This window comes from Nocardioides sp. (assembly GCF_041913365.1).
In the GTDB taxonomy this organism is placed as follows: Bacteria; Actinomycetota; Actinomycetes; order Propionibacteriales; family Nocardioidaceae; genus Nocardioides.
Genome location: NZ_JAYSFM010000005.1, coordinates 1 through 19503, shown reverse-complemented (window position 1 = coordinate 19503; position 19503 = coordinate 1). Strand labels below are relative to the sequence as shown.

The following is a 19503-nucleotide window of genomic DNA, read 5'->3' as shown; positions in this document are numbered from 1 at the left end:
CGGCGGGGGCTTCGTCGTTCAGAAGTGGGTCCAGCCGGTGGGGCCGTCGTACTCCGCGCCGTCGACGGTGACGCCCTCCCCCGCGCGCACCTCGCCCACGACCTGCCAGCCCGCGGGGACCGACGCGGTGTCGGGGAAGGTGGCGAGGAGGGCGTGGTCGTCGCCGCCGGAGAGGATGAACTGCATCGGGTCGGCGCCGAGCGCGGCCCCCACCGCCTGCAGCGGCTCCGGGATCTCGAAGGCGTCTCGACGTACGTCGATGGCGACGCCGCTCGCCTCGGCGAGGTGCCCGGCCTCGGAGACGAGGCCGTCGGAGACGTCGATCAGGGCGGTGGCACCGGCCTCGGCGGCCACCTTGCCTGCGGCGTACGGCGGCTCGGGGCGGCGGTAGGCCTCGACCAGGACCCGCGGCGAGCGGAAGCCGCGACCGAGGACGGCGAGCCCGCCCGCGGCCCAGCCCTGCCGGCCGGTGAGTGCGAGCACGTCGCCGGGCTGGGCCCCCGAGCGCAGCACCGGCGACTGGAAGCATTGGCCGAGCACGGTGACCGCGATCATCACCTGGTCGGCCCGGGTGAGGTCGCCCCCGACCACGGTCGCACCGACGCTCGCGCACTCCTCGGCGAAGCCGCGCGCGAAGTCGAGCGCCCAGGCCGCGGGCAGGTCGGCGGGGGCGGCGAGTCCGATCGTGAGGTGGCGCGCGGTGCCGCCCATGGCGTTGATGTCGGAGAGGTTCTGCGCGGCCGCGCGGTGGCCGACGTCGGCCGCGCTCGCCCAGTCGCGGCGGAAGTGACGACCCTCGACCATGAGGTCGCTCGAGACGACCACGTGGCCGTGCTTGATCCGCAGCACGGCAGCGTCGTCGCCGGGTCCGACCAGCACGTGCTCGTCGCCCTCGAAGATCTCGCCGAACTGGGAGATGAGCTCCGAGATCAGGCCGAACTCGCCGACCTCACCAAGGGTTGCGTCAGGTGTGAGGGCCATGGGTCCATCCCACCAGACCGGGCCGGTGACCACAGTCACCCGGCCCCTGTCGGGTCGCCCGCGTCGCGCGGTAGGTTGGCCCGGTCACACCCGCTGAAACGAGACCGAGGAGTCCACGATGGTCGTCCAGGCCTACATCCTGATCCAGACCGACGTCGGCAAGGCCGCCGAGGTGGCCAAGGCCATCGCCCAGGTCAGCGGCGTCACCCTCGCCGAGGACGTCACCGGTCCCTACGACGTGATCGTCCGCGCCGAGGCCAAGAACGTCGACGAGCTGGGCAAGCTCGTGGTGTCGAAGGTGCAGAACCTCGACGGCATCACCCGCACGCTGACCTGCCCCGTCGTCCACATCTGAGCGCGCCTCATCTGACACACGTGCACCTGCGACGACGCCTCGGCTCCTCCTGGGGCCGGGGCGTCGTCGTGTCTGCGACCGTCGTCGGCACCGCGCTGCTCGCCGCCTGCTCCCCCGGACGGGTGCCGATCCAGGAGCAGGACCTCTCCCGCGCCGACGGCGCGGCCTGCGAGGCGCTGGTCGACGACCTGCCCGACACCCTGGCCGGCGAGGTGCGCCGCTCGGTCGACCCGGACGACGCACTGGGCGCGGCCTGGGGCGATCCGGCGTACGTCCTCACGTGCGGGGTGCCCGAGCCGTCGGGCTACGAGCCGACCGCGGAGTGCAACGTGGTCGAGGGAGTCGGGTGGTACGTCCCGGACGACCAGCTCTCCGACCTGACCGAGGACGCCACGGCCATCGCCCTGAGCCGCACGCCGTACGTCGAGGTGCTGGTGCCCGAGGACCACCGCACCGAGGGCATCGACCGAGCCCTCGCCGAGCTGGCCCCGGTGCTGAAGAAGCACCTCGGCGAGGGCCTCTCCTGCCTCTGACCCCTTCTCGGGCTCAGCGGAGCCCGGTGTCGCGCTTCAGCGCGAGCTGCACGAGCCGGTCGACGAGCTCGGGGTAGGCCATCCCCGTAGCGGCCCAGAGCTGGGGGTACATCGAGGTCGGCGTGAAGCCCGGCATGGTGTTGAGCTCGTTGATCACCAGCGACCCATCGGGCATCACGAAGAAGTCGACGCGCGCAAGGCCCTCGCAGGAGAGCGCCTCGAACGCGCGGACCGCCATGGCCCGCAGCTCCTGCTCGGTCTCCGCCGGGAGGTCGGCGGGGATGTCGATCTCGGTGTGCTGGTCGGCGAGGTACTTGGCCTCGAAGTCGTAGAACTCGTGGTCGCCGCCCGTGCGCACCTCACCGGGGCGGGAGGTCTCCGGCGGGCCCTCGAGGGTGCCGAGGACGCCGCACTCCACCTCGCGGGCGCCCTCCATCGACTGCTCGACGAGCACCTTGGGGTCGTGACGGAAGGCCTCCTCGAGCGCCTCCTCGATCTCCGAGGCGTCGTGGACCTTGCTGATCCCCATGCTCGACCCGGCGCGCGCGGGCTTGGCGAACGACGGGAAGCCGAGCTCCTCGACCCGCGCCCGTACGCCGATGGGGTCCTGCTCGAGCTCCGAGCGGGTGACCACGATGCCGGGCGTCACCGGGAGCCCGGCGGCCTGCAGGACGACCTTCATGTAGGCCTTGTCCATGCCGATGGCCGAGGCGAGCACACCGGACCCGACGTAGCGGACGGCCGCCATCTCGAGCATCCCCTGGAGCGTGCCGTCCTCACCCCAGGGCCCGTGCAGCAGCGGGAAGACCACGTCGACCTCACCGATCACCGACGGCACGCTCGACGGCTCGGTGACCACCAGGTCGGTCCCGGTCGTCGCGCCCATGAGGGCGACCGGCGAGCGGTCCGCGTCGACCTCGGGGAGCTCGCTGCCCCGGATGGCGAGGCGGGTGGGCTCGTCGGCCTCCAGCACCCACCGGCCGTCGGTGGCGATCCCGACCGGCACCACGTCGTACACGTCGCGGTCGATCGCGGCCAGCACGCTGCCCGCAGTGACGCACGAGATGCCGTGCTCGGACGAGCGTCCGCCGAAGACGACCGCGACGCGCGGCTTCCGCGCGGTTGGGCCAGGGGTCTTGTCAGGGGAGGTGTGGTTCATCGCCTCGACCCTATCCACCTACGCTGGCGCGCATGGCTGCAGACTCTCCGCCCCGGCCCGCGACGCTGGCCCTCTCCACGTTGGCCGTCACGGCCGGCCGCCCGGACAAGACGCCCGACGCACCGCTCAACGCGCCCATCACGATGGCCGCGACCTACGTCGCGGGTGGGGACGTCGAGTACGGCCGCTACGGCAACCCGACCTGGACGGCGCTCGAGGACGCGCTGGGGGCGCTCGAGGGCGGCCGGTGCCTCACGTTCGCCTCGGGCCTCGCGGCGGCCGCGACGGTCCTCGACCTCGTCGGCGCCGACGGCAAGGTCGTCGTGCCCCGGCACGCCTACACCGGCACGATCATGCAGCTGGCCGACCTCGAGGCGCGCGGCCGGCTGCGGGCCGAGCTGGTCGACATCACCGACACCGACGCCGTCGTGGCCGCGTGTGCCGACGCCGCGCTGGTCTGGCTGGAGTCGCCGACCAACCCCGCCCTCGAGGTCGCGGACATCGCGACGATCACCGCCGCCGCCCACGAGGCAGGGGCCTACGTCGTCGTCGACAACACCTTCGCCACTCCCCTGCTGCAGCGGCCACTCGAGGACGACGTCGACCTCGTCGTCCACTCGGCCACGAAGTACCTCGCCGGCCACTCCGACGTGCAGATGGGCGCGATCGTCACCCGCGACGACGAGCTGTACGGCGTGCTCAAGGGCCGCCGCGACCTCATCGGCGCCATCCCCGGGCCGTTCGAGGCGTGGCTGACCCTCCGCGGCCTGCGCACCCTCCACCTCCGGGTCGAGCGGGCGCAGGCCAACGCCCAGGAGCTCGTACGACGCCTCGCCGAGCACCCCGCGCTGTCCGAGGTCCGCTACCCCGGCTTCGGCGGCATCGTCAGCATCGTGCTCGCCCAGGGCGAGATGGCCGCCGACCTCCTCAGCCGCAAGACGCGTCTCTGGGTGCACGCCACCTCGCTCGGCGGCGTCGAGTCGACCCTCGAGCGCCGCCGCCGCTGGAAGGCCGAGGCCGCCACCATCCCCGACGGCCTGGTCCGCCTCTCCGTCGGCGTCGAGGACGTGGAAGACCTCTGGGACGACCTCCGCACCGCGTTGGACGGTTGCGTGGGTTAGGGCTGCTTCGCGCTGGGGACGGTGCTTTTTGGCGCTCGCTCCGCTCGCGCGTGCTCGGCGCCCCTGAAGACGTCGTCTTCCCTCGTCGCTCCCGAGCTGCCTCGCTGCGCTCGTCGCACTCGCTCGCTCCTCAGTCCAGACGACGTCGGGCGCCGAGCGCGTGGGCTGGGGAGGCCGGGCCGGTGCGGCCCCTTTCAGTCCGTCTCGGCCTTGGTGTCGCGGGCGATGAAGGAGTTCATCATGTCCTGCGCGGTCATCCGGCCGTCGACGACGGCGTCGACCGCCTCGGCGATGGGGGCGTCGATGCCGGTCTGCTGGGCGAGGGCGAGGAGGGACTTGCAGGACTTGGCGCCCTCGGCGACCTGGCGGGTGGAGGCGTAGATCTCCTCGGTGGTCATGCCCTGGCCGAGGCGCTCGCCGAAGGTGCGGTTGCGCGAGAGGGGCGAGGAGCAGGTCGCGACGAGGTCGCCGAGGCCGGCGAGGCCCATGAGGGTGAGCGGGTTGGCGCCCTGCGCGGTGGCAAGGCGGGCGGTCTCGGCGAGCCCGCGGGTGATCACCGAGGCGGTCGTGTTGTCGCCGAAGCCCAGCCCGACGGCCATGCCGACGGCGAGGCCGACGACGTTCTTGTAGGCGCCGCCGATCTCGCAGCCCAGCACGTCGACGGAGGTGTAGGGACGCCAGGACGGACCGTGGGTGATCGCCTGGATCTGCTTGGCGCGCTCCTCGTCGGTGCAGGCGACGACCGACGCAGCGGGCTCGCGGCGGGCGATCTCACGGGCGAGGTTGGGGCCGCTGACCACGGCGATCCGGTCGGGATCGGCGTCGGTCACCTCGTGGATCACCTCGCTCATCCGCATCAGGGTGCCGAGCTCGACGCCCTTCATCAGCGAGACCAGCGTCGCCTTCTCCGGGATGATCGGCGCCCAGCTGGTGAGGTTCTCCCGGAGGCTCTGCGACGGGACGGTGAGCACCACGACGTCGGCGTCCTTCGCGACCTGCTCGGGATCGGACGACGCGCTGATGGAGGGCGGCAGCTCGATGCCGGGGAGGTAGTCGGTGTTCTCGCGGCGACCGTTGATCGCCTCGACCACCTCGTCGCGTCGCGCCCACAGCGAGACGTCGTTGCCGGCGTCTGCGAGGACCAGCGAGAAGGCGGTGCCCCACGAGCCTGCGCTGAACACTGCGATCTTCGTCATCGGGTGCGCTTCCTCCTGGTCTTGCTGGACGTCCCCGGATCGTTGGGGTTCCCGGTCTCTCGTACGCCGCGCTGCCGCGGGTCGAAGCGCTCGGCCGGCGCGGTGCCTCCGCGCAGGTCCTCCACGAGCTCGGTGATGGCGGCCATGATCCGCTCAGTCGCCCGGGCGGTCGCCTCCGGGGTGTGCGGACCGGCGACGAGGTCGTCGAGCTGCACGGGGTCGCCGGCCTTCATCACGATGTTCTTGCGCGGCACCAGGTGCGGTGTCTTGGTGTAGGGCGGCAGGACCTCCTGCGCACCCCACTGCCCGACCGGGATCACCGGACAGCCGGTGGCGAGGGCGATCCGGGCGGCGCCGGTCTTGCCCTTCATCGGCCACAGGTCGGGGTCGCGGGTCAGCGTGCCCTCGGGGTAGATGATGATGCACTCGCCGTCGCCGATCGCGCGCACCGCGGCGTCGTACGCCCCGATCGCGTTGCGGGTGAGCCGCTCCACCGGGATCTGGCCTGCGGAGGTGAGGAAGCCGCCGAGGTACTTGTTCTTGAAGAGGCCGGACTTCGCGAGGTAGCGCGGCAGCCGGCCGTGGTCGTAGACGAAGTGCGCGGACAACAGCGGGTCGACGTGCGAGATGTGGTTGATCGCGATGATGCAGCCGCCGGTGGCCGGGATCTTCTCGCCGTCGATCCAGGTGCGGGAGGTGGCGGTCAGCAACGTCGGCTTGAGGATCGACGCCGCGACCGTGAAGGCCCAGCCGCGCTTCCGCTCCAGCTTCCTGACGCGCACCCGTCACCTCTCCCGTTGCTCCCGTCGGGCCCCCCCGGGCCCGGGACGCTCCCTGCGTCGCGAGCAGGCTACTCGCTCCCACGTGCCCGGGGACCGCAGCGGCGCGCTGGTCTCGGATGGGAGGATCGGCGTGATGTCCAGCCCCCAGACCCCTGCAGCCGAGCGCCCACCCTGCGTGGTCGTCGTACCCGTCAAGCCGCCCGCGTTCGGCAAGTCCCGGCTGGTCGGGCTCACCGACGACCAACGCCGCGAGCTGGCCCAGGCGTTCGCCCTCGACACCGTCGAGGCAGCGCTTGCGACGCCCGGCGTCGAGGCCGTCCTCGTCGTCACCGACGACTTCCGGCTGGCCGGGACGGTGCGCGAGCTCGGCTGCGAGGTGGTGCCCGACGGTGCCAGCGAGGACCTCAACGCGACCCTCGTGCAGGGAGCCGCCGAGGTCGTACGACGCTGGCCGCACGCCGTGCCGGTCGCGCTGTGCGCGGACCTCCCGGCGCTGCGCCCCGACGAGCTCGCCGTCGTGCTCGCCGACGTTGTCGGCCTGGTCATCGACGGTCGATCGGCGTTCGTGCGGGACCGGGCCGGAGTGGGGACGACGCTCTACGCCGCGCCAGCCGACCGCTTCACGCCGAGCTTCGGGGTCGACTCGGCGGCGCTGCACGCCGAGGCGGGCGCCGTCGAGGTCGGCGCCGACGCGAGCAGCGTGCGCACGGACGTCGACGACTTCGCCGACCTGGGCGCCGCCCTCGTCACCGGGGTCGGCCCGCACACCTCGCGGGCAAGCGAAAGGCGGGCCACCCCCTCGGGGTGACCCGCCCACGGATCGCAGAGAGCTGCGGGTCAGGACTTCTTCGCGGTCTTCTTGGCCGGCGCCTTCTTCGCGGGAGCCTTCTTCGCAGCGGTCTTCTTGGCCGGGGCCGCCTTCTTGGCGGGGGCCTTGGCAGCGGCGGTCTTCTTGGCCGGCGCCTTCTTGGCGGGCGTGGCCTTCTTGGCCGGAGCCTTCTTGGCGGCGGTCTTCGACGCGGTGCTCTTGGAGGCCGTGCTCTTCGAGGCAGTCGCGGTCTTCTTGGCCGGAGCGGCCTTCTTGGCGGGCGCCGACTTCTTGGCCGCAGCGGTCTTGGCGGGGGGAGCCGTCTTGGCCGGCGCGGACTTCTTGGCGGTCGCACCGGTGACGGCACCGGCGACGGCGCGCACGCTCGGCGGCTTGGGCATGGTGGCCGCGGTCAGCTTCGGCAGCTTCTTCGCGCCGGAGATGACGTCCTTGAGCTCCTTGCCTGCGGAGAACTTCGGCACGGACTTCTTCTTGGACTTGATCCGCTCACCCGTCTGCGGGTTGCGGACCCAACGGGCGTTGCGCACGGCCTTCTCGAAGGAGCCGAAGCCGGTGATCGCCACCTTCTCGCCCTTGGCGACCTCGCGCGTGATGGTGTCGAGGACCGACTCCAGTGCGTGGGCCGCCTGCTTGCGGTTCCCCTCGTAACGCGCCGCGAGCGCGTCGATGAGCTCTGACTTGTTCACTAGCTTCCCTTCCAATGAACCATGGATGCCGAGCTCGTGCTCGACCCTCTGCTGGGCACGCTAGGCACATGGAAGGGTGAGGACAATCACCATCGCCCTTATTTTCCGGGGTTTTTTCAGAGTGTGGCGGGCTTCCAGCTCGGTCGAGCCGCCTCGAAGGACGCGATGTCCTCCTCGTGGCCGAGGGTGATGCCGATGTCGTCGAGGCCCTCGAGCAGCCGCCAGCGGGTGTAGTCGTCGATGTCGAAGGAGTCCTCGATCGCGTCCTCACCGGCGCCGGCGCGGACGGTCCGGCTCTCGAGGTCGACGGTGATCTCGCCGCCCGGGTTGTCGTCGAGCCAGTCCCACAGGCGCTGCACGACCTTCTCGTCGACCTGGGCCGCGAGCAGGCCGGCCTTGCCGGAGTTGCCGCGGAAGATGTCGGCGAAGCGGGAGGAGATGACGACCTTGAAGCCGTAGTTCTGCAGCGCCCACACGGCGTGCTCGCGCGAGCTGCCGGTGCCGAAGTCGGGGCCGGCGACGAGCACCGAGCCGGTGGCGTACGTCGGGTCGTTGAGCACGAAGTCGGGGTCGTTGCGCCAGGCCGCGAACAGGCCGTCCTCGAAGCCGGTGCGGGTGACCCGCTTGAGGTACACCGCCGGGATGATCTGGTCGGTGTCGACGTTGCTGCGCCGCAGCGGCACGCCGACGCCGGTGTGGGTCGTGAACTTGTCCATCAGCTGCTCCTGGTCAGACGTGGTTTCGAGGCTCGCTGCGCTCGCACCTCAACCGCCGAGGGCGGGGAGGTCTGCGGGCGACGAGAGGGTGCCGCGGACCGCGGTGGCGGCGGCGACCGGGACGGACACCAGGTGCGTACGTCCACCCTTGCCCTGCCGGCCCTCGAAGTTGCGGTTGGAGGTGGAGGCGCTGCGCTCCCCCGGCGCGAGCTGGTCGGGGTTCATGCCGAGGCACATCGAGCACCCCGCGCCGCGCCACTCGGCGCCGGCGGCGGTGAAGACCTTGTCGAGACCCTCGGCCTCGGCCTGCAGGCGTACGCGCACCGAGCCCGGCACGACGAGCAAGCGGGTGTCGGCGGCCACGTGGCGGCCCTCCAGGATCGACGCCGCGAGGCGCAGGTCCTCGATGCGGCCGTTGGTGCACGAGCCGACGAACACGGTGTCGACCTTGACCTCGCGCAGCGGGGTGCCGGCCTCGAGGCCCATGTACTGCAGGGCCTTCTCGGTCGCGACCTTGTCGTTGGGCTCGTCGAAGTCGTCGGGGCTCGGGACGGTCGCGCCGAGCGGAGCGCCCTGACCGGGGTTGGTGCCCCACGTGACGAAAGGCGTCATCGTCGACGCGTCGAGCACGATCTCCGCGTCGAAGACCGCGTCGTCGTCGGTGCGCAGCGTCCGCCAGTGCGCGACCGCGGCGTCCCAGTCGGCGCCCTTCGGCGCCTCGGGCTTGCCCTCGATGTAGTCGAAGGTCGTCTGGTCGGGCGCGATCAGGCCGGCCTTGGCGCCCCACTCGATCGACATGTTGCAGACCGTCATCCGGCCCTCCATCGAGAGCTCCTCGATGGCCTGGCCGCGGTACTCCACGATGTAGCCCTGGCCGCCACCGGTGCCGGTGTGCGTGATGAGCGTGAGGACGAGGTCCTTGGCGGTGACACCCTCGGGCAGGCTGCCGTTGACCGTCACGGCCATGGTCTTCGGGCGCGCCTGGGTCAGCGTCTGGGTCGCGAGCACGTGCTCGACCTCCGACGTGCCGATGCCGAACGCGATGGCGCCGAAGGCACCGTGGGTGGAGGTGTGCGAGTCGCCGCAGACGATCGTCATGCCGGGCTGCGTGAGCCCGAGCTGCGGACCGACGACGTGGACGATGCCCTGCTCGACGTCGCCGAGCGGGTGGAGGCGTACGCCGAAGTCGGCGGCGTTCTTGCGCAGCGTCTCGACCTGGGTGCGGCTCACCGGGTCGGCGATCGGCTTGTCCCAGTCGACCGTCGGCACGTTGTGGTCCTCGGTGGCGAGGGTCAGGTCGGGACGGCGGACGGTGCGGTTGGCGAGGCGGAGGCCGTCGAAGGCCTGCGGCGAGGTCACCTCGTGGAGGAGGTGGAGGTCGATGAAGAGGAGGTCGGGCTCTCCGGCCGCGCTGCGGACGACGTGCTCGTCCCACACTTTCTCGGACAGGGTCTTGCCCACGACGAATCTCCTTCTGGTCAGGCGGTGGTACGACTCTAGGCTTGCATCCCACTCCCTGAGATGAGAATATCGGCATATGGACAACGGATCTGGCGTCGGCGTACTCGACAAGGCCGCCCTCGTGCTTGCTGCCCTCGAGGCAGGACCGGCCACCCTGGCCGGGCTCGTCGCCGGGACGGGCCTGGCCCGACCCACCGCCCACCGTCTCGCCGTCGCCCTCGAGCACCACCGGCTGGTCGCCCGCGACATGCAGGGACGGTTCGTCCTCGGACCCCGCCTCGCCGAGCTGTCCGCCGCCGCCGGCGAGGACCGGCTGCTCGCCGCCGCCGGCCCCGTCCTGGCCCGGCTGCGGGACATCACCGGCGAGTCCGCCCAGCTGTGGCGCCGCCAGGGTGAGCACCGCGTCTGCGTGGCCGCGGCCGAGCGCCCCTCCGGACTGCGCGACACCATCCCGGTCGGCTCGCAGCTCACCATGAACGCCGGCTCCGCCGCCCAGATCCTGCTCGCGTGGGAGGACCCGGAGCGGATGCACCGCGGCCTCCAGAACGCCGCCTTCTCCGCCACCGCGCTGTCCGGCATCCGCCGCCGCGGCTGGTCGCAGTCGGTCGGCGAGCGCGAGCAGGGCGTCGCCTCCGTCTCCGCCCCGGTCCGCTCCCCCGGCGGCAAGGTGATCGCCGCCGTGTCGGTCTCCGGCCCGCTCGAGCGCCTCTCCCGCCAGCCCGGCCGGATGCACGCACCCGCCGTGCTCGCCGCCGCCGACCGCCTCTCCGAGTCCCTCCGTCGCGCGGCGTCCGAGTAGGCCTCCTGCTGCCGGAAGGTGGCGGCACATCGCAGCCCCAGGCACACTTCCGACGCAATCTGCCGCCACCCCCTGACGGCGGACCACCCCGGGGTGGCGGCACATCGCAGCCACAGGCACGCTTCCGTCGCAATCTGCCGCCACCTTCCGGCGGCCGGGGATCTCGGGCAGGGTGGAGGCATGGCAGACCTCGTGGATCTCGGGCCCGCAGGCGAGCGGCTGCTCGCCGTCTCCGCCAACGTCGGCGACGACCAGCTCGGGGCGCCGACGCCGTGCGAGGGGCGGACCGTCGGCCAGCTGATCGGACACCTCACCGGGCTGGTCGTGGCCTTCCGGGCGGCCGCCGAGAAGGACCTTGGTCCGCTCACCGACACCAACCCGGACGGCGACGGGTGGCCGAAGGCGCCGCCCGGCTGGCGCGAGGCGTTGGGCGAGCACGTCCCGGCGCTGGTCGCCGCGTGGCGTGAGCCGGGCGCGTGGGAGGGGATGACCCGCGCCGGTGGTGTCGACCTGCCGGGACAGGTCGGCGGGCTGGTGGCGCTGGACGAGATCGTGCTGCACGGGTGGGACCTCGCCCGGGCCACCGGCCAGGCCTACGACTGCGACGACGCGACGGCCGGCGCCTGCATGGCGTTCGTCGGTGGCTTCGACGAGGGCGGCACCCCCGGCCTGTTCGGGCCGTCGGTGACCGTTGGCCCCGACGCATCGGCGTTCGAGCAGGTGCTCGCGAGGTCGGGCCGCGACCCGCAGTGGTCCGCGGACTAGAACGCCGTCAGAACAGGGCGTCCTGCTCCAGCTCGAGGAGCTGCTGCTTGCGCGGCAGCCCGCCGGCGTAGCCGGTGAGGGTGCCGTTGGCGCCGATGACGCGGTGGCAGGGCACCACGATCGGGATCGGGTTGCGGCCGTTGGCCAGGCCGACGGCGCGGGAGGCCGCGTTGGTCATGCCGAGGCGGCCGGCGATCTCGCCGTAGGACGCGGTCTCGCCGTATTCGATCTTCTCCAGCTGCTGCCAGACCCGACGCTGGAAGTCGGTGCCGGCAGGGGCGAGCGGGAGGTCGAAGTGGGTGAGCTCCCGGGCGAAGTACGCCGTCAGCTGGCGCGCTGCCTCCACGAGCACCGGCTCGCTGTCGGAGCGCTCGCCGAGGGGGCGGCCGTCAGCAGGCGGCCGGAACGGGGAGAACTCGATCGCCACGATCGAGCCGTCGCGCTCGACGATCCGCAGGTCGCCCACGGGCGAGGGCATCACGGTCCACATGTCAGTTCTCCTTGGTCCGGGTCAGAGTGTTCCAGAGGTGCACCTGCGCGTAGGAGCGCCAGGGCCGCCACTGGTCGCCGAGGTCGGCGGCGCGGCCCGGGTCCTGCCCGAGCGCGCGGAGTGCGTCGCGGATGCCGATGTCGGTCGGCAGGAAGACGTCGGGGTGGCCGAGCGCCCGCAGGGCGATGTAGTCGGCCGTCCACGGGCCGATCCCTGGCAGGGCCAGCAGCGCGGTGCGTACGACGTCGCGGTCGGCGCCGCGGTCCAGCACGATGTCGCCGGCCGCGAGGGCGGCGCACATCCCGACGAGCGCCCGGCCGCGCGCCCGCGGCATCGGCAGCGCCTCGGGGTCCTGCGCCGCGAGGGCCGCGCTCGACGGGAACAGGTGCGTCAACCCGGGCACGTCCGTCTCCACGGGCTCGCCCCACTGCTCGACGAACCGGCCGGCCACCGTGCGGGCGCCCGCGACGCTGACCTGCTGGCCGAGCACCGCGCGGACCGCCACCTCCTCGCCGTCGACGTGGCCGGGGACGCGGAGGCCGGGCGCGCTGCGCACCACCGGACCGAGCACGTCGTCGTCGCCCAGGGCCGCGGCGACGGCGACCGGGTCGCAGTCGGCGTCGAGCAGCCGGCGGGTGCGCTCGGAGGCGGCGCTCAGGTCGCGCAGGTCGCTCAGCGCGAACGTCGCCTCGGCCGTCGCCGTCTCGCCGACGGTGTCGGAGTCGGGGAGCCGCAGCTCGACCGTGCCGTGGCCGTGCGGCAGCCGCAGCGTCCTGGCGTAGAAGCCGTCCCGGACCACCTCGACGCCCGGCACCGCACGGACGGCGAGGAAGTCGAAGAGCGCGCGGCCGTCGTAGGGAGTGCGGACCGGCAGCCGCATGGTGACGGTGCCACGGGTCGGCACGCGGCCACGCCGTCCACGCAGCTCGGTGGGCGAGGCGGCGTAGATCTCGCGCAGGGTCTCGTTGAACTGGCGCACGCTCGCGAAGCCCGCGGCGAAGGCCACGTCGGTGAGCGGGAGGTCGGTGGTCTCGATCAGCACGCGCGCGCTCTGGGCACGCCGGGCGCGGGCCAGCGACAGCGGTGTCGCACCGAGCTCCTGGGTGAGCAGCCGGCCGAGGTGGCGGGGCGTGTAGCCGACGCGGCGGGCGAGGCCGTCGACGCCCTCACGGTCGACCAGGCCGTCGGCGATCAGCCGCATCGCCCGGCCGGCCACGTCGGCGGCCACGTCCCACTCCGGGCTGCCCGGTGTCGCGTCGGGCAGGCAGCGCTTGCAGGCGCGGTAGCCGGCCGCGTGGGCGCTGGCGGCCGTCGCGTGGAAGGTGACGTTGGCGGCTGCGGGCGTCCGCGCCGGGCAGGAGGGGCGGCAGTAGATCCCGGTCGTGCGCACCGCCGTGTAGAACACCCCGTCGAAGCGGCGGTCCCGGCTCTGGACCGCGCGGTAGCAGGCCTCGGTGTCGAGGTGTCCGGTCGGCGTCATGGGTCAATCCTGACCCCGGCCGCGTCGTCGTACCAGCGGAAAACGGACACGACGACGCGCGTCTTCCGGACACGTGCGTCAGGTGGTGACCCGGAAGCGCCGCTCGGGGCGTCCGCCCCCGCCGTACTGCAGGCGTACGACGACCACGCCCCGCGCCACGAAGTGCTCGAGGTAGCGCCGCGCGGAGACGCGCGAGATGCCCACGGCGTCGGCGCACTCGGCAGCCGAGAGCTCGCCGGCGTCGCGCAGGGCGGCCTCCACCGCGTCGGCGGTCTCCGGGCTGAGGCCCTTGGGCAGCGAGGCCGCGGGAGCAGGTGCGGCCGCACCGAAGACCGCGTCGATGTCGTCCTGGCCCGGAGCCGAGGCGCCCTTCAGGGCGAGCAGCGCGGTGCGGAAGGACTCCAGCCGCACGCGGAGGTCGTCGTAGTCGAAGGGCTTGACGAGGTAGTGGACCGCTCCCCCGGCGGCGGCCGCGCGCACCGTGTCGGCCTCGCGGGCCGCCGTCACGACCAGCACGCCGACGTCGTCCCCACCGGCGCGCAGCCGGCGCAGCACCTCGATGCCGGTCATGTCAGGCAGGTGCACGTCGAGCAGCACGAGGTCGGGTCGCAGCCGGGCCACGTCGTCGAGTGCAGCCTGGCCGGTGCTCGCGACCCCGACGACGCTGAAGCCGGGCGTGCGCTCGACGAACTGCGTGTGGATCCGTGCCACCATGAAGTCGTCGTCGACCACGAGCACCGCGAGGTCGCTCATGCGTCCACCCCTGCATCCGCTCCTGCATCGACGTCGACCCGGGCACCGGGCAGCTCCGCCTCGAAGACGGCTCCTGTCCCGTCGGCTCCGGCACGCACGGTGACGGAGCCGCCCCGACGCTCGCAGACCACCTGCACGAGCGCCAGCCCGACACCCCGCCCGCCGACGGTCGGCGCCTTGGAGCTCCAGCCGCGGCGGAAGATCTCCCCCACCAGCTCGGGCGGCACACCCGGACCGGTGTCGGCGACGGCCAGCTGCGCGACGTCGCCGTCGTGGTGCAGGGTGACCTCGACGGAGCTCCCGCCGGCACCGACCGAGGCGTCCACGGCGTTGTCGACCAGGTTGCCCAGGACCGTGCCGACGTCGGTCGACGCCTCCGGGTCGAGACGGGGCAGGTCGCTGTCGGGCGTGACGACCAGGTCGACCCCCCGCTCGGAGGCGAGGCTGGTCTTGGCGATCAGCAACGCCGCGACGGTCGGGTCCTCGACGTGGGCGGTGACCGCGTCGGTGATCTGGGCGCGACGCCGGCTCAGGGTGCCGACGAGCCTCGACACCTCGTCGTACTCCCCGAGCTGGACGAGGCCGGAGATCGTGTGGAGCTGGTTGTGGAACTCGTGCGTCTGCGCGCGCAGCGTGTTGGTGATCGACTCGCGCGCGCTGAGCTCGCTCTGGAGCGCGAGCAGCTCGGTGCGGTCGCGCAGCGTCGTCACCGAGGCCACCCGCCGGCCGCCCTCGTGGACGGCGTTGCGGTTCACCACCAGCACCCGGTCGCCGAGGACCACGACGTGGTCGCGGATCTCCGCGTCGTCGGTCAGCAGGCCGCGCAGCGCGGGGTCGAGGTCGAGCTCGTCCACGCGTCGCCCCTCGACCGGACCGTCGAGGCCGACGAGCTCGCGGGCGCTGTCGCTGAAGACCGTCACCGTGCCGTCGGTGGCCACCGCCACGACCCCTTCGCGGATCGCGTGGAGCAAGGCCTCGCGCTGGTCTGCGAGGGCGGCGATGGCGGCGGGCTCCAGCCCCCGCGTACGCCGCCGGATGAGGCGCGAGAGCAGCAGCGAGCCTGCCACGCCCAGGCCGAGACCCAGCCCCGCGAAGGTCAGCAGGTCGGGCAGCACACCACGGATCCGCTCGCCCCACGTCGGGTAGGTCTGCGCCACCATCGCGATCCCCACCAGCTGGAGGTCGTCGTCGATGATCGGCACCTGGGCCGCGATCGCGGGCTCGCCGAAGTCGTCGACGTCGCCCGTCCAGGGGCGCCCCTGCTGGACCGTGCTGCCGTCGAGGTCGATGCGACGGTTCCGGCCCACGAAGTCGCTGCTCGCGATGACGACGCCGTCGGGGTCGGCGAGGTAGACCCCGCTGGCCTGGAGGTTGTTGCGCACCCGCTGGGTGTAGGAGATCAGCGACACCCGCCGGCTCGCGACGGTGCCGTCGACGAACGGGTCACGGACGGGCTCGGTGTTCGCCATCGCCTCCGCCGCCGCCCGGAGCCGGGCGCCGCGCGTGTTCTGGAAGTCGGCGTCGCTCTGCTGCAGCGAGACCACGCTCGCCGCTGCGACGACGGCGAGCAGCACCGTCAGCTGGAGCACCAGGAACTGGCCGGCGAGGGTTGCCGGCCACCAGCGCGAGCGTGACCACAAGTTCCACAACCTCCATTGCTTTCCCAAGAGTGACGGCCGCCACACGAAGTCTCCACCATCGTCTGGTCGGCCACCCGTCGGTGGCCGTCCGCAGACCTGAGAGATGGGAGTGCACATGGTGCGCCAGAGGACGAGGCGAACGCTCGCCACCGTCGTGGCCCTCGCCAGCGCGCTGGTGCTGGCGACCGGTTGCGGGGTGACCCGCGGCCCGCAGAGCAGCAACATGACGATGCTGATCCCCAACAGCCCCGGCGGCGGCTACGACCAGACGGGTCGGGCCGCGGTCGCGGTGCTGGAGGACGGCGACATCACCGGTGGCTCGTTCGAGGTGACCAACGTGATCGGCGCCGGCGGCTCGGTCGCGATGACGCGGCTGATGAACGCCGAGGGCGACGAGCGCACCATGATGACCGCCGGCCTCGGCGTGGTCGGGTCGCTCTACTCCTTCGCCGTCCCCTACAAGCTCGACGACGCGACGCCGCTCGCGCAGCTGATCGAGGACCAGGAGGGCGTGCTGGTCCCGGCGGACTCGCCGTTCAAGACCATCGACGACCTCGTGGAGGCCTGGCAGGACGACCCGGGCGCCGTCATCCTCGGTGGCGGCTCCTCCCCCGGCGGACCCGACCACCTCTTCCCGATGCAGCTCGCCTCGGCGGTCGACGTGGACCCGCGCGAGCTGACCTACGCGCCGTACGACGGCGGCGGCCCGCTGACCACCGCCCTGCTCGGCAACAAGATCGACGTCGGCTTCTCGGGCGTCGGCGAGTTCGAGGGCCAGCTGTCCTCGGGTGAGCTGCGGCTGCTCGCGGTGTCCGGCGAGGAGAGGCTCGAGGGCGAGGGCATCAGCGAGGCGCCCACCCTGACCGAGGCCGGCATCGACCTGGTCTTCACCAACTGGCGCGGCGTCTTCGCGCCCCCGGGCATCAGCGACGAGCGACGCGAGGAGCTCATCGGGATGCTCGAGGAGATGCACGAGACCCCCGAGTGGCAGCAGGCCCTCGAGGACAACGGCTGGATCGACGAGTTCAAGACCGGCGACGACTTCACCGCCTTCCTGCAGGAGCAGGACGAGCGCGTCGCCACCACCCTCGAGGAGCTGGACCTGCTGTGAGCACACCACTCGACACCCCCGACACCCCCACCGCCACGGAGCCCGGACGCCGGGACCTCGCGCAGCTCGGCCTCGCGGCACTGCTGGTCGTGGTGGGCGGCTACACCTTCTACGACGCCACCACGCTGCGGGTCGGCTTCGCCGACCCGGTCGGACCGCGCCTGTTCCCCTACGTCATCGGCGCGGTCACGGTCGCCCTGGGCCTGCTCCTCGTGGTGGCCACGCTCCGTGGTGACGTGCCGGAGGCCGAGGGCGGCGAGGACGTCGACCTGCGCCACCCGGCCGACTGGCTCACCGTGGCCAAGCTGGCCGGCGTGCTGCTCTTCACCGTGCTGACCGTCTCCTTCCTCGGCTGGGCGGTCAGCGGAGCGGTGCTGTTCGTCGGGGCGGCCTGGTCGCTCGGCAGCCGCACCCTGGTCCGCGACGTCATCGTCGGCTTCGTGCTCTCGGTGGGCACCTGGTACTTCTTCCACGAGGGCCTGGGCGTGATCCTCCCGGCCGGGATCCTGGACGGGGTGCTCTGATGGACAACCTCGGCCTGCTCGTGGACGGCTTCGGCGCCGTCCTCACCCCGGAGAACCTCCTCTACGCCGCCATCGGCGTGCTCCTCGGCACGTTCGTCGGCGTCCTGCCCGGCATCGGCCCGGCCATGGCGGTCGCGCTGCTGCTGCCGGTGACGTACGGCCTCGACCCGATCTCGGCCTTCATCATGTTCGCCGGCATCTACTACGGCGGCATGTACGGCGGCTCGACGACGGCGATCCTGCTCAACACGCCCGGCGAGTCCGCCTCCGTGATGACCGCCCTCGAGGGCAACCTCATGGCACGCGCCGGCCGGGCGGCGCAGGCCCTGGCGACGGCGGCCATCGGCTCGTTCATCGCCGGCACGATCGGCACCCTGCTGGTGGTCTTCTTCGCCCCGGCTCTTGCGTCGGTCGCCGTCGACATCGGCGCACCGTCGTACTTCGCGCTGATGGTGCTCGCGATGATCATGGTGACCAGCGTGCTCGGCGGCTCTGCCCTGCGGGGCTTCATCTCGCTGTTCCTCGGCCTCACCATCGGCCTGGTCGGGCTCGACCTCAACACCGGGCAGACGCGGCTGAGCTTCGACCAGCCGCTGCTCGCCGGTCGCATCGACGTGGTCGTCGTGGCCGTCGGCATCTTCGCCCTGGGCGAGGCGCTGTGGGTCGCCGCGCACCTGCGCCGCAACCCGGCGCACGTCATCCCGGTCGGCCGTCCGTGGATGAACGGCCAGGACCTCCGGCGGTCGTGGGGGCCGTGGCTGCGCGGCACGGCGTACGGCTTCCCGTTCGGCGCGCTGCCGGCCGGCGGCGCCGAGATCCCGACGTTCCTGTCGTACATCACCGAGAAGCGACTGGCCGCCCGCAAGGGCCGCGACGAGTTCGGGCAGGGTGCCATCGAGGGCGTCGCGGGCCCGGAGGCGGCCAACAACGCCTCCGCAGCCGGCACCTTCGTGCCCCTGCTCGCCCTCGGCCTCCCGGTGACGGCGACGTCGGCGGTCATGCTCGCCGCGCTCCAGGGCTACGGCATCGAGCCCGGGCCGAGCCTGATGACCGACCAGCCCGAGCTGGTGTGGGCGCTGCTGGCCAGCCTGCTGATCGGCAACGTCCTGCTCCTCGTGCTCAACCTGCCGCTGGCGCCGCTCTGGGCCAAGCTGCTGCGGATCCCGCGGCCCCAGCTCTACGCGGGCATCCTCTTCTTCGCGGCCCTGGGCTCGTACGCCGCGAACATCGAGCCGTTCGACCTGTTCCTGCTGCTCCTGCTCGGCCTGCTGGGCCTGATGATGAGGCGGTTCGGGCTGCCGGTGCTGCCGCTCATCCTCGGCGTGATCCTCGGGCCGCTGATGGAGACGAAGCTGCGGGAGGCGATGACGCTGTCCCGTGGCGACGTCTCCGCGCTGTGGAGCGAGCCGCTCGGCGTGGTGATCTACGTCGTGGTCGCCGTCGTGGTCGTCGTCCCGATCGTGCTCCGCGCGGTGCGACCCGCCGGGGTGGTGCCCTCCGTCGACGCATCTGGCAGGGTCGAGGACGACGCAGCCGACAACCCGGGCAACGAGGAGGCACGGCGATGACGACGATCGTGGTCGGGTGGACGCCCGACGAGTACGGCGAGGCCGCGCTGGCGCGGGCGGTCGAGGAGGCCAGGCTGCGCGAGGGCGGCATCGTGGTGGTCAACGCCACCCGCGGTGACGCCCTCGTCGACGAGCGCTACGCCGACAGCGACCAGCTGGCGCGGCTGTCCCAGGAGCTCGCCGACACCGGGATCACCGTCGACGTACGCCGCTCGATGGGCGCCGACGTCGGCGACCAGGTGCTGGCGGTGGCCGATGAGGTTGCCGCCGACCTCATCGTGATCGGCCTGCGCCGCCGCTCGCCGGTGGGCAAGCTGCTGATGGGCAGCGTCGCCCAGCGGATCCTGCTCGGCGCCGAGTGTGCGGTGACGGCGGTGAAGCCGAAGACCTGAGCGGGTCCGCCCCTAGCAGGCGCAGCGCCGGGGCCGTACCGCCTCGCCCGTCACGGGTGAGGACGGTGCGGCCCCCGCGCTCTAGCGTTCAGTGGGAGCCGGTGGACGCGGGCGGTCGAGGGGGCGCGGAGGAGCTGGGCCCAGGGCTGGCCCCACCTGGGG

21 protein-coding genes are annotated in these 19503 nt (G+C 72.6%); 10 read left to right on the top strand and 11 right to left on the bottom strand.

Features of this window, described 5'->3' with window-relative positions:
* Window positions 1-18: 18 nt before the first annotated feature.
* Window positions 19-981: a thiamine-phosphate kinase gene (locus ACE3QY_RS12945; protein WP_374456440.1), complete on the bottom strand. Its 963-nt coding sequence runs from the start codon at window positions 979-981 to the stop codon at window positions 19-21.
* 118 nt (window positions 982-1099) lie between these two features.
* Here ACE3QY_RS12945 and ACE3QY_RS12940 point away from each other — a divergent pair, with 118 nt between their 5' ends.
* Both ACE3QY_RS12940 and ACE3QY_RS12935 read left to right on the top strand, forming a co-directional pair.
* Window positions 1100-1336, top strand: coding sequence for an Lrp/AsnC family transcriptional regulator (locus ACE3QY_RS12940; RefSeq protein ID WP_091196254.1), 237 nt, complete (start codon window positions 1100-1102; stop codon window positions 1334-1336).
* A gap of 20 nt (window positions 1337-1356) precedes the next feature.
* Window positions 1357-1869: a DUF3515 domain-containing protein gene (locus ACE3QY_RS12935; protein ID WP_374456439.1), complete on the top strand. Its 513-nt coding sequence runs from the start codon at window positions 1357-1359 to the stop codon at window positions 1867-1869.
* Between the two features lie 13 nt (window positions 1870-1882).
* Here the strand turns inward: ACE3QY_RS12935 and ACE3QY_RS12930 are convergent, their stop codons facing one another.
* The gene (locus ACE3QY_RS12930; RefSeq protein WP_374456438.1) at window positions 1883-3028 is read right to left on the bottom strand and encodes a D-alanine--D-alanine ligase family protein; all 1146 of its coding nucleotides are present in this window, start codon (window positions 3026-3028) and stop codon (window positions 1883-1885) included.
* 32 nt (window positions 3029-3060) lie between these two features.
* On the opposite strand from ACE3QY_RS12930, the gene ACE3QY_RS12925 reads away from it, so the two are divergent.
* Entirely contained in the window at window positions 3061-4149 is a 1089-nt protein-coding gene (locus ACE3QY_RS12925; protein ID WP_374456437.1) for a PLP-dependent aspartate aminotransferase family protein, read from the top strand.
* A gap of 194 nt (window positions 4150-4343) precedes the next feature.
* Here the strand turns inward: ACE3QY_RS12925 and ACE3QY_RS12920 are convergent, their stop codons facing one another.
* Both ACE3QY_RS12920 and ACE3QY_RS12915 read right to left on the bottom strand, forming a co-directional pair.
* Window positions 4344-5345: an NAD(P)H-dependent glycerol-3-phosphate dehydrogenase gene (locus ACE3QY_RS12920; protein WP_374456436.1), complete on the bottom strand. Its 1002-nt coding sequence runs from the start codon at window positions 5343-5345 to the stop codon at window positions 4344-4346.
* Complete coding sequence (locus ACE3QY_RS12915; RefSeq protein WP_374456435.1) at window positions 5342-6127, bottom strand: lysophospholipid acyltransferase family protein; 786 nt, start codon at window positions 6125-6127, stop codon at window positions 5342-5344. Before ACE3QY_RS12915 ends, ACE3QY_RS12920 begins: the two co-directional genes overlap by 4 nt.
* 133 nt (window positions 6128-6260) lie before the next feature.
* On the opposite strand from ACE3QY_RS12915, the gene cofC reads away from it, so the two are divergent.
* Window positions 6261-6935: a 2-phospho-L-lactate guanylyltransferase gene (gene cofC, locus ACE3QY_RS12910; protein ID WP_374456434.1), complete on the top strand. Its 675-nt coding sequence runs from the start codon at window positions 6261-6263 to the stop codon at window positions 6933-6935.
* A gap of 29 nt (window positions 6936-6964) precedes the next feature.
* Here the strand turns inward: cofC and ACE3QY_RS12905 are convergent, their stop codons facing one another.
* The 3 genes from ACE3QY_RS12905 to leuC all read right to left on the bottom strand — a co-directional run bounded on the left by ACE3QY_RS12905 (window position 6965) and on the right by leuC (window position 9819).
* The gene (locus ACE3QY_RS12905) at window positions 6965-7642 is read right to left on the bottom strand and encodes an HU family DNA-binding protein (protein WP_374456433.1); all 678 of its coding nucleotides are present in this window, start codon (window positions 7640-7642) and stop codon (window positions 6965-6967) included.
* Window positions 7643-7758: 116 nt separating this feature from the next.
* The gene (gene leuD, locus ACE3QY_RS12900) at window positions 7759-8358 is read right to left on the bottom strand and encodes a 3-isopropylmalate dehydratase small subunit (RefSeq protein ID WP_374456432.1); all 600 of its coding nucleotides are present in this window, start codon (window positions 8356-8358) and stop codon (window positions 7759-7761) included.
* Window positions 8359-8406: 48 nt separating this feature from the next.
* Entirely contained in the window at window positions 8407-9819 is a 1413-nt protein-coding gene (gene leuC / locus ACE3QY_RS12895) for a 3-isopropylmalate dehydratase large subunit (protein ID WP_374456431.1), read from the bottom strand.
* A 76-nt stretch (window positions 9820-9895) separates the two neighbouring features.
* Here leuC and ACE3QY_RS12890 point away from each other — a divergent pair, with 76 nt between their 5' ends.
* On the top strand, window positions 9896-10618 hold the full coding sequence (locus ACE3QY_RS12890; protein ID WP_090972091.1) for an IclR family transcriptional regulator: 723 nt from the start codon (window positions 9896-9898) through the stop codon (window positions 10616-10618).
* A 180-nt stretch (window positions 10619-10798) separates the two neighbouring features.
* Window positions 10799-11383: a TIGR03086 family metal-binding protein gene (locus tag ACE3QY_RS12885; RefSeq protein WP_374456430.1), complete on the top strand. Its 585-nt coding sequence runs from the start codon at window positions 10799-10801 to the stop codon at window positions 11381-11383.
* Window positions 11384-11390: 7 nt separating this feature from the next.
* On the opposite strand, the gene ACE3QY_RS12880 is transcribed toward ACE3QY_RS12885, so the two are convergent.
* The 4 genes from ACE3QY_RS12880 to ACE3QY_RS12865 form a co-directional block, all read right to left on the bottom strand.
* A complete protein-coding gene (locus tag ACE3QY_RS12880; protein WP_374456429.1) occupies window positions 11391-11873 on the bottom strand; it encodes a methylated-DNA--[protein]-cysteine S-methyltransferase in 483 nt (160 codons plus the stop codon).
* 1 nt (window position 11874) lies between these two features.
* Complete coding sequence (locus tag ACE3QY_RS12875; protein ID WP_374456428.1) at window positions 11875-13353, bottom strand: AlkA N-terminal domain-containing protein; 1479 nt, start codon at window positions 13351-13353, stop codon at window positions 11875-11877.
* Window positions 13354-13431: 78 nt separating this feature from the next.
* On the bottom strand, window positions 13432-14106 hold the full coding sequence (locus ACE3QY_RS12870) for a response regulator (protein WP_374456427.1): 675 nt from the start codon (window positions 14104-14106) through the stop codon (window positions 13432-13434).
* On the bottom strand, window positions 14103-15746 hold the full coding sequence (locus ACE3QY_RS12865) for an ATP-binding protein (RefSeq protein WP_374456426.1): 1644 nt from the start codon (window positions 15744-15746) through the stop codon (window positions 14103-14105). The genes ACE3QY_RS12870 and ACE3QY_RS12865 overlap by 4 nt, the downstream gene beginning before the upstream one ends.
* 115 nt (window positions 15747-15861) lie before the next feature.
* Here ACE3QY_RS12865 and ACE3QY_RS12860 point away from each other — a divergent pair, with 115 nt between their 5' ends.
* The 4 genes from ACE3QY_RS12860 to ACE3QY_RS12845 are packed head-to-tail and all read left to right on the top strand — an operon-like array spanning window position 15862 to window position 19341.
* Window positions 15862-16857 carry a Bug family tripartite tricarboxylate transporter substrate binding protein gene (locus ACE3QY_RS12860; RefSeq protein WP_374456425.1) on the top strand — a complete coding sequence of 332 codons (996 nt, stop codon included), beginning with the start codon at window positions 15862-15864 and terminating at the stop codon, window positions 16855-16857.
* Entirely contained in the window at window positions 16854-17381 is a 528-nt protein-coding gene (locus ACE3QY_RS12855; protein WP_374456424.1) for a tripartite tricarboxylate transporter TctB family protein, read from the top strand. Before ACE3QY_RS12860 ends, ACE3QY_RS12855 begins: the two co-directional genes overlap by 4 nt.
* Window positions 17381-18949, top strand: a complete 1569-nt coding sequence (locus ACE3QY_RS12850; protein ID WP_374456423.1) for a tripartite tricarboxylate transporter permease — start codon at window positions 17381-17383, stop codon at window positions 18947-18949. Before ACE3QY_RS12855 ends, ACE3QY_RS12850 begins: the two co-directional genes overlap by 1 nt.
* Window positions 18946-19341, top strand: a complete 396-nt coding sequence (locus tag ACE3QY_RS12845) for a universal stress protein (protein ID WP_374456422.1) — start codon at window positions 18946-18948, stop codon at window positions 19339-19341. Before ACE3QY_RS12850 ends, ACE3QY_RS12845 begins: the two co-directional genes overlap by 4 nt.
* The last annotated feature ends 162 nt before the right edge of the window (window positions 19342-19503 follow it).